17 protein-coding genes are annotated in these 15704 nt (G+C 42.8%); 7 read left to right on the forward strand and 10 right to left on the reverse strand.

The genetic code is table 11. The annotated features are described in order from the left end of the window. Nucleotides 1-41: 41 nt before the first annotated feature. On the reverse strand, nucleotides 42-1256 hold the full coding sequence (locus tag SWP_RS17850; protein WP_020914011.1) for a hypothetical protein: 1215 nt from the start codon (nucleotides 1254-1256) through the stop codon (nucleotides 42-44). 198 nt (nucleotides 1257-1454) lie between these two features. Here SWP_RS17850 and SWP_RS17855 point away from each other — a divergent pair, with 198 nt between their 5' ends. The 4 genes from SWP_RS17855 (at nucleotide 1455) to SWP_RS17870 (ending at nucleotide 5216) form a co-directional block, all read left to right on the forward strand. Further along, nucleotides 1455-2141 (forward strand): response regulator transcription factor, encoded by a 687-nt coding sequence (locus SWP_RS17855; protein WP_020914012.1) that lies wholly within the window; start codon nucleotides 1455-1457, stop codon nucleotides 2139-2141. Then, a complete protein-coding gene (locus tag SWP_RS17860) occupies nucleotides 2134-3510 on the forward strand; it encodes an ATP-binding protein (protein ID WP_020914013.1) in 1377 nt (458 codons plus the stop codon). The genes SWP_RS17855 and SWP_RS17860 overlap by 8 nt, the downstream gene beginning before the upstream one ends. Nucleotides 3511-3590: 80 nt before the next feature. Then, the gene (locus SWP_RS17865; protein WP_020914014.1) at nucleotides 3591-4070 is read left to right on the forward strand and encodes an aminoacyl-tRNA deacylase; all 480 of its coding nucleotides are present in this window, start codon (nucleotides 3591-3593) and stop codon (nucleotides 4068-4070) included. Between the two features lie 81 nt (nucleotides 4071-4151). After that, entirely contained in the window at nucleotides 4152-5216 is a 1065-nt protein-coding gene (locus SWP_RS17870) for a hypothetical protein (protein WP_020914015.1), read from the forward strand. Between the two features lie 15 nt (nucleotides 5217-5231). Here SWP_RS17870 and SWP_RS17875 read toward each other — a convergent pair whose 3' ends face one another. The 6 genes from SWP_RS17875 to SWP_RS17900 form a co-directional block, all read right to left on the reverse strand. Further along, nucleotides 5232-5450 (reverse strand): helix-turn-helix domain-containing protein, encoded by a 219-nt coding sequence (locus SWP_RS17875; protein ID WP_020914016.1) that lies wholly within the window; start codon nucleotides 5448-5450, stop codon nucleotides 5232-5234. Between the two features lies 1 nt (nucleotide 5451). After that, nucleotides 5452-6012, reverse strand: a complete 561-nt coding sequence (locus SWP_RS17880; protein ID WP_020914017.1) for a DUF2975 domain-containing protein — start codon at nucleotides 6010-6012, stop codon at nucleotides 5452-5454. Beyond that, nucleotides 6009-6875: an alpha/beta hydrolase gene (locus SWP_RS17885; RefSeq protein WP_020914018.1), complete on the reverse strand. Its 867-nt coding sequence runs from the start codon at nucleotides 6873-6875 to the stop codon at nucleotides 6009-6011. The genes SWP_RS17880 and SWP_RS17885 overlap by 4 nt, the downstream gene beginning before the upstream one ends. A 605-nt stretch (nucleotides 6876-7480) precedes the next feature. Further along, the gene (locus SWP_RS17890; RefSeq protein ID WP_044556066.1) at nucleotides 7481-7687 is read right to left on the reverse strand and encodes an AbrB/MazE/SpoVT family DNA-binding domain-containing protein; all 207 of its coding nucleotides are present in this window, start codon (nucleotides 7685-7687) and stop codon (nucleotides 7481-7483) included. Between the two features lie 171 nt (nucleotides 7688-7858). Then, nucleotides 7859-8383: an aldehyde dehydrogenase family protein gene (locus tag SWP_RS17895; protein WP_020914020.1), complete on the reverse strand. Its 525-nt coding sequence runs from the start codon at nucleotides 8381-8383 to the stop codon at nucleotides 7859-7861. Beyond that, entirely contained in the window at nucleotides 8376-9125 is a 750-nt protein-coding gene (locus SWP_RS17900) for a winged helix-turn-helix domain-containing protein (RefSeq protein WP_187148511.1), read from the reverse strand. Before SWP_RS17900 ends, SWP_RS17895 begins: the two co-directional genes overlap by 8 nt. Before the next feature lie 636 nt (nucleotides 9126-9761). On the opposite strand from SWP_RS17900, the gene SWP_RS17905 reads away from it, so the two are divergent. Together SWP_RS17905 and SWP_RS23100 are read left to right on the forward strand one after the other, a co-directional pair. After that, nucleotides 9762-10580, forward strand: coding sequence for a cytochrome c3 family protein (locus SWP_RS17905; RefSeq protein WP_020914022.1), 819 nt, complete (start codon nucleotides 9762-9764; stop codon nucleotides 10578-10580). A gap of 11 nt (nucleotides 10581-10591) precedes the next feature. Beyond that, nucleotides 10592-11083 carry a hypothetical protein gene (locus SWP_RS23100; protein WP_020914023.1) on the forward strand — a complete coding sequence of 164 codons (492 nt, stop codon included), beginning with the start codon at nucleotides 10592-10594 and terminating at the stop codon, nucleotides 11081-11083. Nucleotides 11084-11169: 86 nt separating this feature from the next. On the opposite strand, the gene SWP_RS17915 is transcribed toward SWP_RS23100, so the two are convergent. After that, nucleotides 11170-12651, reverse strand: coding sequence for a protein adenylyltransferase SelO (locus tag SWP_RS17915; RefSeq protein ID WP_020914024.1), 1482 nt, complete (start codon nucleotides 12649-12651; stop codon nucleotides 11170-11172). 391 nt (nucleotides 12652-13042) lie between these two features. Beyond that, on the reverse strand, nucleotides 13043-14344 hold the full coding sequence (locus tag SWP_RS17920; RefSeq protein WP_020914025.1) for an NAD(P)/FAD-dependent oxidoreductase: 1302 nt from the start codon (nucleotides 14342-14344) through the stop codon (nucleotides 13043-13045). Between the two features lie 297 nt (nucleotides 14345-14641). Here SWP_RS17920 and SWP_RS17925 point away from each other — a divergent pair, with 297 nt between their 5' ends. Continuing rightward, on the forward strand, nucleotides 14642-14929 hold the full coding sequence (locus tag SWP_RS17925; RefSeq protein ID WP_020914026.1) for a hypothetical protein: 288 nt from the start codon (nucleotides 14642-14644) through the stop codon (nucleotides 14927-14929). Between the two features lie 9 nt (nucleotides 14930-14938). Here SWP_RS17925 and SWP_RS17930 read toward each other — a convergent pair whose 3' ends face one another. Further along, nucleotides 14939-15655, reverse strand: a complete 717-nt coding sequence (locus tag SWP_RS17930) for an AraC family transcriptional regulator (protein ID WP_079892008.1) — start codon at nucleotides 15653-15655, stop codon at nucleotides 14939-14941. Nucleotides 15656-15704 lie beyond the last annotated feature (49 nt).

Raw genomic sequence — 15704 nt, forward strand, 5'->3', positions numbered from 1 at the left:
GGTCAAAGCCGCTTGATTAGCGGCTTAACATAACAAAGAGGCTATAGTGAAATACTGCTATCTTCAAATACTAACTGTTCAATCTCTTTAAGAGTATTTACCCCGTCTCTATTGCTTACTAAATCGGCCACAACAGTCGTACCATCTTCTTGTTTCTCTATAGAATATTGCGATGAATTACCACTGAATTTCACCTGATTCTTAGCGCTATTTCCACTGATATTATTGTCAAACTGGTTAACCACTACATTGCTGGCTTCATTACCCGTCAAGGTAATGTCCTTTAAGTATTGAGAGTGGTGGGTATACCCCAGCTTTGGCTCAAACCTAAGACTAAAGTCTCCCTTAAAGCTAGCGTCAATACGAGCATTATAAGTGAGGTAAGAATGAAAAAACTGCTTATCCATCAGTGTCGCTGCTAATGGGTCTTCACCCTTTATTTCTGCCCGTGTTTTAGCAACATATCCTCCCCACATGCTATGGGTTTCACTCCCAGTCCACGCCCCCCAGAGGCCATAATAGGCATCGATGACTGACGCCAAATACTCTTGAGTTAAGCTATTCTCAGCGGTCAGCTCTGTTATCCAATTCGTATCTCCACCCCACAACTTGTCATTTAACGCCGTTATTTGAGCAGAGCGGATTTCGGCTTGAAACTCAGGTAAGGCACCAATGAATTCGCTGTTTTGATCAATCCCTATGCCATAGTCATGCACCATATGTAATATCTCTTCAAAACTAGCATCTCGATGTTGTTCAAAGTCTTGATTGATATACCAAGTGCCACCTTCTACTTGTATTTCATTTTGGTACAGTGGTTGACCATTTAAGTTTGCGGCGCTGTTGCTACCATCATCACTGCCATTGAGTAACAGCAAAATTGCACCATTAGTCGCCATCTTGTTAGCCACGGCAGATTTATCACTACCATATTTTGAACCAGGTAAGTCAGTCAGGTAATGGGTTAGGATTGCCCGTGCACGTACGATTTGGTTATCGCTCAACTTATCCTGGGCGACGATATGAATTGGTTTATTGTTGGGCGCGGTGACCTTGGTATAACGATTAAATTTTAGAGCCATACTGTAGGTTGACGATAACTGAGCAGGTATGGCTTCTATCCCTAGCGCTACAGTCTCCGCTGATAAATCTGTGCCCGATTGGTTAGCTGGTGTTTTTGAAGAGTCCGAATTACAGGCCACTAAAGCTAAAAAACTTACACAAACCACTCCTGCAATGATTGCCTTTGCCACCATTTTATTCCCCTTACATCTTGAATTGAGAAATGAAATTAACATACTCTCGGCGCCCTTAAGGTAAGCATGAGTAAGCAGCTCCGTGGCAATGTAAGCATATGTAAGCGGGCTACTAATTTCACCTGAGCCCTGTAGAATTAGCGATACTGAATCGCTGTTTAACCGGAGCGCTGCTGGCGCTATATTGAGGTAGGTTTTTTGAGTAAAGCTAAAATACTCATCATTGAAGATGACAAAGAGATCTCGCGCCTAACCGCCATGTACCTCGAAGCTGAAGGTTACAGCACACATATTATTGCTGATGGCGCTAAAGCCAAAACAACGGTTCATCATGAGCAACCAGATTTTATCATTCTGGACTTGATGTTACCTGGACTCGACGGCGTGTCAGTGTGTAAACAGCTGCGCCAATTTTATCAACACCCCATACTGGTTTTGACGGCCTGCAGTGATGATATCAGTGAAGTCAGCTTACTTAAGCTTGGCGCTGATGACTACTTGACCAAGCCCGTCAGGCCCCATGTTTTGCTTGCGAGAATCGAGAACCTTCTACGTCGCTACCAATTTACGGCGCAAGATAGTAAGCAACTTCAAGTCGGTCAATTAAAGATAGATACTAATAAGCAGCAAGTCAGCTGCAATGGATTAATCCCCGCTCTTACGACCGCAGAATACGAGATGTTATTATTACTAGCGACCCACGCAGGTAAGATTGTTTCAAGAGAAGATTGTTGCCGCGCCTTAAGAGGGATCAATTATGACTTCAATGACCGTTCTGTTGACATGCGGATCTCAGGGCTTCGTAAAAAACTCAATGATGATGCACTCCCCTACCAGACCATTTTGACCATACGTAATAAAGGGTACATGTTGAGCAATGGCTAAGTACCTCCCTCCGCTATTTACGCGGCTTTATTTAAGTTTATTAACGGCAATATTTGCAAGCATTCTGCTCACTTTCTATTTGAGTGAGCAGTTTCTTCAGCGTAGCGATGTTGTCGATTTCTATGAAGATAGCCTGCAAGTATTTATTGACGTCAGCTCATATCTGCAGCGAAATGGACAAACTGCAGAGCAACTGTTCAAAGACGATACAGTACTAGATCCTGAGTTTGAGATCCTCTGGCAGAAAAACTGGGATGCCAATGCCGATTGTGAACATTGCAAGTTTTTGAGCGTTATTGCCAATACAGCTATATACCAGTTATCCGATGAACAGCTATTGGCAGTCTATCCTCTGCAGCAAAGCGAAGAGGTTATTTTAATCTCCGATAAACCAGCGAATAGTTCGATTTTCTCAGGGGATCGCAGGCAACAAAATAGCAGTCTTATCACCTTGTTCCGCAACGACCCCTCTGAGTTTATTCCCTATTTATTGCTACTCATTGTCATCATTTCATTAGGCACTACACTCTACTTTTCGGTGAGACGACTACAAAAGCAGATTAACCAATTAGTAAAAGTAAACCAAGAATTTGGCAGAGGGGAGCTCAGTGCTCGTGCCCAAAAAAATTATACTGAACCGGTGAATGAATTGGCGCAGAGCTTTAACAGAATGGCCGATGCCATTACGGAAACGGTGAGCGAGAATCAAATTTTTGCCCAAGCAGTGCCTCACGAAATGCGCACACCTTTGAGTCGTATTCAACTTGCAACGGGGTTACTGCGACAACGAAAGTTAAAATGTGAGGAGTTAGTGCTACTTGATAATATCGATGATTACATCGATGACATCGAAAAGTTAACTCGTCAGGTGCTCACTTTCTCAAAGCTAAATTCGATATCAAACCAGTGTGACCATCAAGCTAAGCAATGTATAAAACTTGACGACTTTCTGCAGGGGCGGATTAAGCGTCTAGTCGTCGACAACAACTTAAGCATCAATCTAAACCTGCAAGCGCTGCAGCTGGAATGCGATCCAGCCTATTTACGCTTGATATTTGATAACCTTATTAAAAATGCACTTCAGTACGCAGCAACTCATATAGAAGTTAACCTCAAAGTCAGCCCAAAAAACCTTATCATGCTTACCGTTGATGACGATGGCCCCGGAATAGACAATCTACAATTTGAAACCATTTTCCAGCCTTTCTCTCGACTAGACAAAAGCCGTAACCAAGAGACTGGGGGTTTAGGCTTAGGTTTACCTATCGCAAAGGCGGCAACTCGGCGTATTAATGGGCACTTATTTGTCAGCCATAGCCACTTAGGTGGCGCTCGCTTTAGCTGTCAATTACCCTTAAAAGTGCCCTAGCCAGACTGATGCTTCGCCACAATACCTGTGTGATTGAACTATAATTAGGACAACTGTCATACGCTGAAAGGGGTTACACTATGACTATGTCAAATCGATTAAATCAGTATCTAGCCGCCAATGAGGTTAACTACGAACTGGTCCCTCACCGCCACAGCAAAAACTCGCTCAGTTCAGCTATTGCCGCCAATGTCGCAGCTCCACTATTGGCTAAAGCTGTGATATTAGAAGACCACGAAGGCCGCAAGATCATGGCTGTACTTCCCGCCAACCACAAAGTCAGCTTGCGCTCTCTCGGAGACAAACTCAACCGCGACCTGCACCTGCTTAAAGAAACGCAGATCTACCCTATGTTTAAAGATTGCGAGCATGGTGCAATCCCCTCTTTAGGTGGAGCCTTCAATCTGGAAGCCGTTTATGACGATCTATTAGTTGAGGCTAAAGAGATCTATTTTGAGGCAGGAGATCACAGTAACTTGGTTCACATGAGTAGAAAGTCTTTTATTCAACTGATAAAAGATGCAAAACATTTACGATTTAGCTACCAAAGTGTCCATTAGAAATTAGCTTAACCCTCAAAGTGACACTAAGTACTCTCTGGTGCGCATCGCTCAGCGATACTCAAAATAAGGAGGCCTGTTATGCCACGTTCAGGTACTGCTGCACTTTTATTCACTACAACTTTGCTTGTAGCCGTTAATATCAATAACGCTAACGCTAATTCTGTTAAAAAGTTATCTATCTCCGCTCAAGATGGGTTTAATCAAGCGCCTGTAATTACCGTCTATTCGAGTAACGGCGAGCGCTGGGATAAAGTTGACAAGACCAAAATTAGTCAGTTCTCCATCAATTTAAAAGCAGAGTGCAAGTATGAAGGAAAGGGCAATAAAGCCTATAAGGGCAGAATGAGTGTCTCTGGTTTTTCACTCGTAGGCGACAGTGCAGAACCTGCTAATTTTTTGATCCCTCACAGTAATGAAGCCTCTGGAAATTATAGTTATACTCAGGGGCAAAATCTCAGTCCCAGCGAGGTGTGTAACGATGAACTGAACAAGCGCTTATCCTCACAGCCAACACTAAGCAAGTACCATATACTAGCAAAAGGCTTGAATGTTAATTACCCAGCGGCCTTTACTGTAGGTTATCATTTAACATGTAAACCCACGGGCTTAGGCTTTACCGACAGCGCGTCAAAAACCACCCAAGTAAATGCTAAAATCGCCTGCCTAGCTTCAGCTATAGCCGAAACAAAAATACCTAAACCTAAGCCTAAAACTGCCACCGCCATGTTGTTACCGCTGATAAAGAGTATTAAATTTAAAGCCACTCCTAGCACCTATAAAGGCAGCTGCCCTTCGGGTATCAAATTTAATGGCAGCATTAGCAGCAATAACGCTGGAACGGTAAAATATCGCTATGTAAGCCATGACGCAAAAGTGTCGCCAACCTTCACCTTGAAGTTCAACAAAGCAAGTACCCTCGCCGTGCGAAATTGGCACCGCACGGTCTCAAAACCTGAGGCGAGTAGCACTTTAGCTGTTAAAGGGGCCAGCTCCAATAACACGATTTCTGGCTGGTATCGTCTAGAAGTCCTAACGCCTGATACCAAGGGGAAAGTCACTGCAAAATACCAAGTAGAGTGTATCGAACCCACGCCCAGCCGCGCTCAGATAAAAAATGAGCCGCTTAGCCCCAGCCATGAATAACCAACAGCTTATGCTTCAGGTATTAGCGGGTTCATCTAAATAACGCAGTATATCTCCTGGTTGGCAAGAGAGGTGCTGGCAAATCGCCTCCAGGGTAGAGAACCTAATTGCTTTGGCTCTGCCGGATCTGAGGATCGAAAGGTTCTGCGGTGTAATACCAATGGCTGCAGCTAGCTCGATTGATTTCATCTTGCGTTTTGCCAGCTGGACATCAAGCTCAATAACGATTGCCATATTAAATTGTTAGCTCTTGCTCTGATTGCAAAATTAGCCCCTGCCGCATTACTTCGGCGATAACGATGATAATAAACCCTACCAATAACATTGCAATATCGTTCTCCCCGAAAGTAATCGACCGTGTAAGAACAAGATCAGCATACAGCTCATTCATGCTTAAAGTGAGCAATGGAGGATAGATTATATTTAGTACAAACTGTCCAACCATCGTCCAGCCCAAATATCTAAAACAATTGATATTAGCGAGCTCAAATACCTTCCCCTGCTGATATAGGCTAAACAAACGTAATAATATCCAGTTAATGAGTAACAATGGAACCAACTGCATTACGCCTAATAACAACACTTCGTTGAAGCCACTTTGTGCAAGTTGCTCAGCCAGAGGCTCCCAATTGCCTGTGACTTCAAGCCCTAGCCAAGCTTTCATGGCACCTTCTGCACCTAAAACAACATGGTGATCTTGGTGCCACACACCTACTCCCAAGCTCAATAACATCGATAGCAAAGTAAAGTAAAGCCCAAACTTGACGAGCAAGCTCAATGTTTTAATTCGATTCATAGCACTTCACTCTCTGCCGCTAAAAGCACACCTTTAACAAAGGTTTGGTACTTTGTAGAAAAAGATTCTGACTTTATGGCATTGCCATGACCTTTACCTTCAACCACAAACAGCTGCTTAGTGTTAGTCACTGCGTGCTGATATAAGCTTTCAGACAAACTAACAGGGGTGGTTTTATCATTTTCACCAACCATTATTAATAACTCGCCAGTATAGTGCTCAATGTTGGCAAGATTATCTACACTAGCGAGCTCTTCACTAATAGTCAGGTCAATAAACGGCGCCGCGTACCAAGGCACTCGCGCATCAATCATTTCCTTTGCTGTCGTTGTTGAACCTTCCAACACCAACCCCGATACAGGCCGTTGTTTTGCGAGACTACCTGCAATTACGCTCCCTAAAGACAGCCCATGCACAATAATGGGCAGTTCAGCTAAATTTGGCTGTGAATCTACATAGTCATATATATCAACAGCATCAGTTTGTAGTGCACTAATACTTGGCAAGCCCATACTCATGCCATAGCCACGATGATCCATTATCAACAAGTTGTTCTCAAATTGGCTCAGTATCTTTGCCAATTCTCCCCCCTGTGACTCGAGTCTAAATTGATTACCACCAAAGTAGATCAACGTAAAACGAGCATTGGGCTGTGTAATGAGGGCGCCGCTTAATTCTGTACCATCTGTCGCTTTCAATTTGATGAACTCAAGGGTTTGCTGCCGCTCCCAAGTATCAATAGCTTCTTGAGTAATTGAATCATCAGGGTATAAAAAATGTTTCTCGGTGATCGAAATAGACTGACAAGCAGGCAGTAGTATTAACCCTACACAAAACATGACCAAATTTGCAGTGTGTTTCATTTAACATCCTTATTTAACTCAAGCTAATTTAGTTGAGAACCTACCCATCAAATCACCCCTAGTCAATCATTAATTATCGATAAACGATAATTGCATATACCGAATTAATAAAGAAATCTCGGCTAACACCAATAAAGCGTTGAAAACTTGTGAGTAGTAATACAAACAAATAGTTCATAGAATCAATGAAGTAGATGTATAAAAAATAAAAGTAAAGACGCGTCATTGATATCACGTTTCATTGCGACGAGAAATTTTCATGAAAGGGGGGAAGATTTAGGGCGATTAAACTTTCGAGCTTAGTTTTTCTCAAATTCATACTATTAGGGCAAGGCTTTAGTGATGGAATGTAAACTCACTAAATAAAGCTTATTACGCTGTCATGTTGTCATGTTGTCATGTTGTCATGTTGTCATGTTGTCATGTTGTCATGTTGTCAAAAATCACAGCACTGAAGCGTACCCGAAAGGCATACTTCTCGGCTATTTTTACTATCTTGTAGCTTATTTGGGGAGAATGACTAAACAGCATAGCCTATGCATTGTCAAAATGGTCAAAATCGTCAATAAACTGCGACAAAAACGACCATGAAAGATAAGCAGCCCCTAAGCATCCTCTTCGTGCATATACCCTTCAATTAGGGCGATTTGCTCAGCCTGTAGATCATTGCTATTTCTGAGCCGGTAGCTGCCATGCCCCATCTTCTCTAAGCTGATATTATCACCAGCACCTAAGTGTAATTGCTCGACGATCTCTTGAGGTAATTCCAGCCCTAACCCTTTGCCGACATTTTTGATTTTAAGCTCAGCCATACCCATTATCCTATATGTCCTACAGGCTAGCGACAAGATGAGTAGCTAGCATGCAAGATAGATCTCTTAATTCAAATTATAGTTGAATTAAAAAGAGTGACAAAAAGCATTGTTAGTTAACAAAAAAATCAAAGTGCTAGCCTAAACCTACCGCTAGCGCTGACTACACTCTTAACTCATAGTGACCAAACTACAGGCGCAGATATTAGTGCTTGGCAGAAAATACAACAGTGCAGTATTTTCTGCTTCATCACGGCTAACAATTTGTATTGTCAGGTTATGCACTCCCTCCTTGGTGATATTCCGGCTAGCAAAAGCCTCCAAATGTGTTGCATGAAGCGGCAGTGGTACATCGCTGTTATGGCGGATTAATTCACTACTCACAAGGTTAAGAATATAAGTATCTTTATCCTTGTTAGCGCTCAGTACATCGCCTTTCAAATGCAAGGTGGCAATGGGTATACCATCAGTGGTGAAGTAACGGTAGCTAATGCTGGCCGAACGTTTTTGCAACGCAAAATCAGCAATAAGTGAGTGATGTTCAATTTCGTGATTTTTCGGATTAGTTGACACTAATTCATTACGGCAAGAAAGTACTATATCAACCTCAGTGGCTTTTATATGCTGTAACACTATGATGCCGATAACGAGTATTAACAGCGCGCCACTAAGACCCACTTTGAGATGCTTAATCACAGAGAGATACCTCTTCAAGCCAGTTATCTGAAATGAACTGCGGGCTCAAACTAAAATCAATGGTCTTAATGTTTCTCATCAATGTTTCACCACTCGCTGACTGCCCAAGCATTGATACATTAAGCACCTGCATATCATTAGAAAACGCTAGGTTCACTTTTTGCCATGTTAAATGAGAGCAACGATTCAATGCTGCAATGACTTTTTCTTCAATAGGAACCTCTTGGCGCAATCTTATGCGTGGCGATTCTAACCAAGTCAGTAGTACCTCTTCACCGTTATCTAATACGATATTGCGACTGTTTTTTATCGGTGGGTCAACATTCTCGAACAGTATGTATTGATGCATCGCAGTGACAACAGCAATGCAAGCTAACAAGAGGCCTACCACCGTTAACGCAAGGTATTTTTTTCTGGCTTTTGATCGCTTTGACCAACTTGCAGTGGGGACTTGAATATTGAGTCGATAACCTTTACGCGGTAACGTTTCAATAAGATCGGCATGCTGTTCGCCAAAGTATTTTCGCAGCGTAAAAACCGCCTTAGCAACTGCTGACTCACTCATCACAGCGGTTTGTGAACCAGCACAGGCAAGCTGCCCTTTACTCATGACTTGATTAGGGTGGTTAGCGAGCTGCTCAAGTACCTGGCATTCAGTACGAGTTAGATGAAGTGAGCTTTGAGTTTCAGTGTTGAATAATTGGCTATTAGCAATATCAAACTCAAAGGTTTTTAACCGCATATCAATCGCGTCCATATAAAAGTCTAAAGCCAGTTTACTGGATTTAGGAGCCAACAAACCTTTAGCTAATCACAAATTAGTCATAGCTCGCATAATTTGTTGACAACTATGCATTAGTTCTAACTAATGCCAATAATGTAGAACACGTCAATGTTATAGACCACTAATAAGCAATCTACTTATCTAATTAATGTTAATACAAAACTAGGCTAACGTTTGACTATTAAATCTTCGCAAAATAAATCAGTAAAGAATTACAAGTCGATAATATAAATATATAACGATTCGACTCTTTATTAGATCTAGATCAATAAATACCAATGATAATAAGTAGGATAAAACCCTGTAATCAGTATTACGAACCAACAAAGCGCAATATAGAGAGATTTTATCTCACGACAACTCATAAAAAAGAGATAAAACATCAACAAAGCTATCTAGCCTCAACGCAGTTAAATTCCCAAAAATTACTTTGAACTAGCTCCCACCGCTGTTTTTCACGTCTGTCATGCTTACCTCAAGCCAACGTAGCAAAGATATCTGGCAATAATTTAAACCAGTTATCAAGAGTCTGCAGCTAATTCAAAACGCTCAACCTAAGTATTGAGTGACTTATAAAAAATGGGACGTGAAACGATGAAAACATTAAATAGAAGACAAGCAATAAACCGTATCATTGGTATCTCTTCAGTAGCCGCTGGCGGCGCACTAGTAGCTAACCCAGTTATAGCAGCGGTAACAAGTAGCACAGGTGATTGGAAACTAGAAGTGGGTACTCGCCTTGCTTATGTTAAGTTAGATCCAATGACTGTCGCAAAACTCGCCTACGAGACAGGTAACGGTTGTATGTTCCAAGTCTTTGACAGCATCATTCAAAGCTTAGCGGCATCAAACTCACCAGATGCAGAGAAATTTGCTCAAGTGCCTACAGCAATGGCGCATTACGGTTATGCAGGTATGTTAGGCGAAGGAACCGTTTGCGGTAATATTAATGCCACCGGCATGCTAGTTAACTTGCTTTCGATTAATGGTGAATCAGCCAATAGTATTCTTAACCCAACCATGCGCTACTACGAGAGTGCAGAGCTACCGCTGCAAACTGCTGAGTTTATTGAGGGCATCGGTGCTGATATGGCAGAAACCAAGGATCAAGTGGGTACACCAACATCAGCAAACAGCATTATGTGTCACTCTTCAATCAGCCTTTGGGCAAGAGAAAATGGTAAGTCCTTCAGCCAAAAAGGTATGCGCTGTAAGCAACTATCAGCGTCTATCGTTTATGAGCTAGTCACTATGCTTAACAACGCTTTTGACGGTGAAACCGAAAACCCACACCCAATTTCAGATACGGTTGCGGGATGCCAAACTTGCCATACTTCAGAATCAACGTTCCAACCAAGTGTGAAAACCAATATGGCATGTGATACCTGCCACACAGGCCACTTTGTAAACTAGAGGGAATGACGATGAAACACACTAAATTATATTGTGCTATCGGTCTAAGCTCTGTGCTTTTACTCGGCTGTGGTAGTGATGATGACGACAACAAACCAGTTGAGCCACCCGTCGAGCCACCGGTTTCAACAATTGGAATTAATGATACTGAAACCTTAAGCGTTAATCTAACCACGGTCGATGCAGAAAAAGGCAGCGTGGCATTAACACTGACTGGGGATGACGAAAAGTTGGTAACCGACGCAGGTGCCTTTAACTTAATCTTGATGGGGTACCCTAAAGAAGGCGGTTCTTCAGTAAAATATAAGCTTGGCTGGCATCAAGCTAACCATTCTAACTGCATTGCCGATGTCGACTGCACCATGGCCATAACGGAATTAGAATCAGGTAAGTACAACCTTGAGCTAGATTCAGTTGAGTGGAAAGATGCCATTGACAGCTATCGCGTCGCCGTCGAAGTTAAAGGTGAAAAAGCACATTTAGAGCTAGCGTTTTTAGATTGATGCTCCACCCCACAACTCTGCATTAGTACTCGACTACCACGCAATGAACTATTCCATTGCGTGGTTTTTTTGTAAAAACGGAGAGATTAAGTGCCACAGTAGGTAGTAAACTTTCCAAAGCTTGCTGGAGCAGGCTGAGCATAGTCCTCTCTACCTTGTTGCCGAGTAAAAGGCTGCGCTAATACGTTAACGAGTGTTTCAAAGGGCTGGTAATCATTACGCTCTTCCGCCGCTTCTATTGCAGCTTCAACCAAGTGATTTCGCGGAATATAAATTGGGTTAACACTGTTCATTAACTCAACACTCTCTTTTGCAGACAATGACTCTTGCGCTAACCTGACCAGCCATAACGGCTTCCACTGCATAAATAAACTTGAGTCAGTAAAGAGTGATTCAGCATCATTGCTGTCTGTCAGCAAATCATCAGCTAACAGGCGAAATAGCTGCGTATAATCGACCGCTTGTCCCTGCATTGCTGCCAGTAGTTGCTCACAAAGCTCATAATCACCATCTAGCTCAGTCATCATGCCAATTTTAGCGCGCATGCCCTGCAGCCAATGAGCTCTAAACTGTTCCCAAAAGGCTTTGATCTCTGTGGTTGCTAACTCTATCGCCTTATCTGTATCTTCATCAATAAACGGCAACAGTGTTTCAGCAAACCTTGCGAGATCCCATTGGGCCATCGCAGGCTGATTACTATAGCTATAACGACCATCTTGATCGATAGAACTAAATAGCGCTCGAGCATCATAGTCGTCCATAAATGCACAGGGGCCGTAATCGATAGTTTCACCGCTTATGGTCATATTATCGGTATTCATCACCCCATGTACAAAGCCAACTAACATCCATTGGGCAATGAGCTGCGCTTGTTTGTCACGCACTGCGCAGACTAAATCTAAATAGGGTTGCGAGCTTTGTTTAAGTTCAGGATAGTGACGTGCAATAGCATAGTCGGCCAGCTGCTTAACTTTATCTTCCGCGCCTTGTGCAGCAAAGTATTCAAATGTTCCCACCCGAATATGACTTGATGCCACCCGAGTAAGTACAGCACCAGGTAAATATCGCGTTCTGTAAATAGGCTCGCCAGTGGTTACGACTGCAAGTGCTCGAGTGGTGGCAATGCCTAATGCATGCATCGCTTCACACAGTATATATTCACGTAGAATTGCGCCAAGTACCGCTTTACCGTCACCGCCGCGAGAGAATTGAGTACGCCCAGATCCTTTTAGCTGTATATCTTGCCGTTTACCGCTTGAATCAAGCACCTCCCCTAACAACAAAGCACGACCATCACCTAATTGCGGGCTAAACCCGCCAAACTGATGGCCGGCATAAACTTGTGCTAATGGAGCTGCTCCCTGCGGCGCTTCACTGCCAGAAAAGACTTCGGCTAACTGAGCATGATCTCGATTGCTTATCCCTAGTTGTTCAGCCAATGCAATATTTAGTTTCACCAATTCAGGAGACGGCGCTTTTTCACCTTGGCAAGAGACGTAAAACCCTTCTAGTTCATTGGCATAGCTATTATCGAAATCGAACCCTAAATCAATCACTTGGTTACTCATCAAATACCCATCTGTTTGTGAAATATAAACCATTCCTAATTACACTTACTTTACCTCAATCACCTTTGAAAAGTGTAATTTTGACGAGGCTAATAATTAGCGGCAGTAGCTCTTTCGAGCTAAGTTTTCGTTCGATTATTTACCGTAAGGAATAATAATTTTAGTACAAGGCTTCAGCGATGCTGCTTAGCTGGCTAAACGAAAAGCTCGTAACGCATTCTAGTCATAAAAGAATAAAACATTGAAACGAACCCGAAGGGCCGCGCTTGTTGGCTATTTTGACCGTGTTGTAAGTTATTTGTCGAGAATGACTAAACGACATAGCCTCCACCTTGCCAAAATAGCCAATAAACTGGGGCACAATCGTTAAAGATCAACATCCCCTAATAATCTAGTGTAATTTCATTCTCGGCCTAACCACTCTCATAAGCTTTTCGGCTAGCCACAATGCTATGGTTTTAAACGTGCCATGAATGGCCTTTTGATGCATGCGATATAAAGATATATAAACGAAGCGCGCAATTTTTCCTTCAACAAACATACTGCTTTTAGTCAGATTTCCCATCAAGCTGCCGACAGTGCTGTAGCGTGATAAATTGACCAAGGAACCGTGATCGACGTAAACATATTCGATCAGTGGCTCTGCATTCATGTCCTTGATAATATTCTTTTCTGCACATTGCGCCATTTGATGCGCCGATTGCGCTCTAGGTGGCACAAAACTGCCATCCGCCTGCTCAAAGGCGCAGCAGTCACCAATGACATAAATATCATCGTTCACCGTACTCTTAAGTGTCGCTTTAACCTTAATTTGATTAGCACGGTTCAGTTCAAATAGAGCCATATCCTTGATAAAATCAGGCGCTTTCACACCTGCAGCCCAAAGCATCAAGTTAGCTTCAATCAATAACCCTTCGGCGGTAACAAACCCCGCAGATGTGGCCTCGCTAATACGAGTATTCTCCTTTACGGAGACGCCAAGCTGACTGAGTTCATGGCGTGCAGAGCCAGCTATTCTTTCGCTCAAAGCTGGAAGGATCCTAGGTCCAGCCTCAATCAAATGTATATTGAGCTTTTCAGCCGTCATTTTGCTGAGACCATATACTTTTAGAAGATCGGTAACATGATAAAGCTCAGCAGAAAGCTCTACCCCAGTAGCTCCTCCACCAACAATAGCGATATTGAGCTCGTTGATAGAATCTGATTGGTGCACTCGAGTGAAACTATCTAACAATGCATTATGAAAACGATTCGCTTGCTGGTGAGAGTCGAGAAAAAAACAGTTTTCTTTTACTCCTGGGGTATTAAAGTCATTACTGACACTACCAATAGCAATCACCAGCTTGTCGAACTGTATTTGGCGTTCAGGTAATAATACTTTGCCACTGTCGTCAGTAATCGGTGCCACTGAGATAGATTTCTGTTCTGGCGATAATCCGCAAAAGGTTCCAAGTTGAAATTGATAACCATGTTTGGCAGCATGTGCTGAATAAACAACACCATCAAGATCTGAATCTAACGAGCCTGTCGCGACTTCGTGTAGCAAAGGTTTCCAAATATGGGTACGATTCTTATCAACTAATATAATTTGCGCTAATTTTTTTTTACCTAACTTGCGTCCTAGTTGAGTCGCCAGCTCAAGTCCGCCAGCGCCACCGCCCACAATCACAATCCTCGGACATATTAAGGTCATTGTTTATCCTTTCTTTAATGATGCCAGATCTATCCATTCATGCGTAACCAAGCTCTGAATAGGAGAAGTCTAATTTAGACATTCAATACAATGCCTCAACCAACCAACAAAGTCATGGCTAATAAAACCAAATAAACACAAAAACACAGACTGATAAACCAAAGTTTTCAAGCAATCAAGATTATCATCGCCAAGCAGATCTGACTGACTTCACTTTTCTAGCGGATAAACCTGTTGAAAAGGTGAACCCATTTCATCAAGAAAACCTATAGCTGAACAATAGATTAGCAGCTAGCGATGAAGAACTTCGGCAAAACAGGTACGCTGCAACAAGCGACGTTCGCGCAAACCAATAGACTAAAGATCATCGGTATCGCAGAATCCATCCATTATCTTGTTGGTGCTGTTGATTCCAATAAGAACTTCATTGAGCTAACTGAAAAGGAAGAGAGCTTAGTTGTGCAGGCCAAGCAGTTGCTGCGCAACCATCGTTACCAACTGACTCAGCTTAAGTACCAAACAGCGTATAATGAGATATGTGGCCTAAAAAGTAGCAGTCATTATCACCAGATGCTCAAGCTATAATGCATTGCTTTAAGTATCAGTCTGCTTAATGTATTGCTTGGGTGATTTGCCGAGCGTTTTTTTGAAAAAAGTAATAAAAGCGCTCACGGATTCATAGCCAAGCTCTTCAGCAATACGTTGAACAGACTCACCACTAGCAAGCTTTTGCAGAGCCAATACAATATGCAGCTGTCCTCGCCAACGGCCAAAGGTTAGCCCGACCTCTTGCTTGATTAGTCGCGCTAAGGTTCTCTCACTCATGGCATGATCTTTTGCCCAGTCGGCAACGGTTCGTCTATCATCAGGTGCTTGAATAAGCTTTGCCGCAATCAACTTCAGCCTTGGCTCACTCGGCGTTGGAAAATCATAGTGCGCTGTCGGCATCAATCTTAATTGATCGATTAGCACTTTTACCACGTAGGCTGTTGCACTACTGGCATGGTAGTCCTGCTCTTGTTGAGTCAAATGTATCGTCAACTCCCTTATCAATGGTGTTATCGACAAGGTACAGCTCTTTTCTGGCATGCCTTCCACGTCAGGGTCAACAAATAGCATACATACATTGGCATTACTGGAGATCAAATTACTGTGCCATTGCTGGCTAGGGATCCACACTGCACTGTTGGGAGGCACCATCCAAATAGCATCGGCAATTTTGCATTTTACATAGCCGCTAAGTGCCATCACTAACTGACATTTACGATGCTGATGCGGTGGTGTTTCTGCATCCCGCTCTCCTCCAGACATGCTTAAAGCTACCACATCTTGTGGAAAAGCATCTGAGTCAAATACTGGA

It is taken from the genome of Shewanella piezotolerans WP3 (assembly GCF_000014885.1).
GTDB lineage: Bacteria > Pseudomonadota > Gammaproteobacteria > Enterobacterales > Shewanellaceae > Shewanella > Shewanella piezotolerans.

Bases quoted from the DNA above. Each gene is read 5' to 3' on its own strand.
- SWP_RS17920 (WP_020914025.1), bottom strand. From the start codon at position 14,344: ATGACCTTAATATGTCCGAGGATTGTGATTGTGGGCGGTGGCGCTGGC.
- SWP_RS17875 (WP_020914016.1), bottom strand. From the start codon at position 5,450: ATGGCAATCGTTATTGAGCTTGATGTCCAGCTGGCAAAACGCAAGATG.
- SWP_RS17890 (WP_044556066.1), bottom strand. From the start codon at position 7,687: ATGGCTGAGCTTAAAATCAAAAATGTCGGCAAAGGGTTAGGGCTGGAA.
- SWP_RS17880 (WP_020914017.1), bottom strand. From the start codon at position 6,012: ATGAATCGAATTAAAACATTGAGCTTGCTCGTCAAGTTTGGGCTTTAC.
- SWP_RS17870 (WP_020914015.1), top strand. From the start codon at position 4,152: ATGCCACGTTCAGGTACTGCTGCACTTTTATTCACTACAACTTTGCTT.
- SWP_RS17850 (WP_020914011.1), bottom strand. From the start codon at position 1,256: ATGGTGGCAAAGGCAATCATTGCAGGAGTGGTTTGTGTAAGTTTTTTA.
- SWP_RS17900 (WP_187148511.1), bottom strand. From the start codon at position 9,125: ATGCGGTTAAAAACCTTTGAGTTTGATATTGCTAATAGCCAATTATTC.
- SWP_RS17930 (WP_079892008.1), bottom strand. From the start codon at position 15,655: ATGTCTGGAGGAGAGCGGGATGCAGAAACACCACCGCATCAGCATCGT.
- SWP_RS17905 (WP_020914022.1), top strand. From the start codon at position 9,762: ATGAAAACATTAAATAGAAGACAAGCAATAAACCGTATCATTGGTATC.
- SWP_RS17915 (WP_020914024.1), bottom strand. From the start codon at position 12,651: ATGAGTAACCAAGTGATTGATTTAGGGTTCGATTTCGATAATAGCTAT.
- SWP_RS17860 (WP_020914013.1), top strand. From the start codon at position 2,134: ATGGCTAAGTACCTCCCTCCGCTATTTACGCGGCTTTATTTAAGTTTA.
- SWP_RS17865 (WP_020914014.1), top strand. From the start codon at position 3,591: ATGACTATGTCAAATCGATTAAATCAGTATCTAGCCGCCAATGAGGTT.
- SWP_RS23100 (WP_020914023.1), top strand. From the start codon at position 10,592: ATGAAACACACTAAATTATATTGTGCTATCGGTCTAAGCTCTGTGCTT.
- SWP_RS17885 (WP_020914018.1), bottom strand. From the start codon at position 6,875: ATGAAACACACTGCAAATTTGGTCATGTTTTGTGTAGGGTTAATACTA.
- SWP_RS17925 (WP_020914026.1), top strand. From the start codon at position 14,642: ATGAAGAACTTCGGCAAAACAGGTACGCTGCAACAAGCGACGTTCGCG.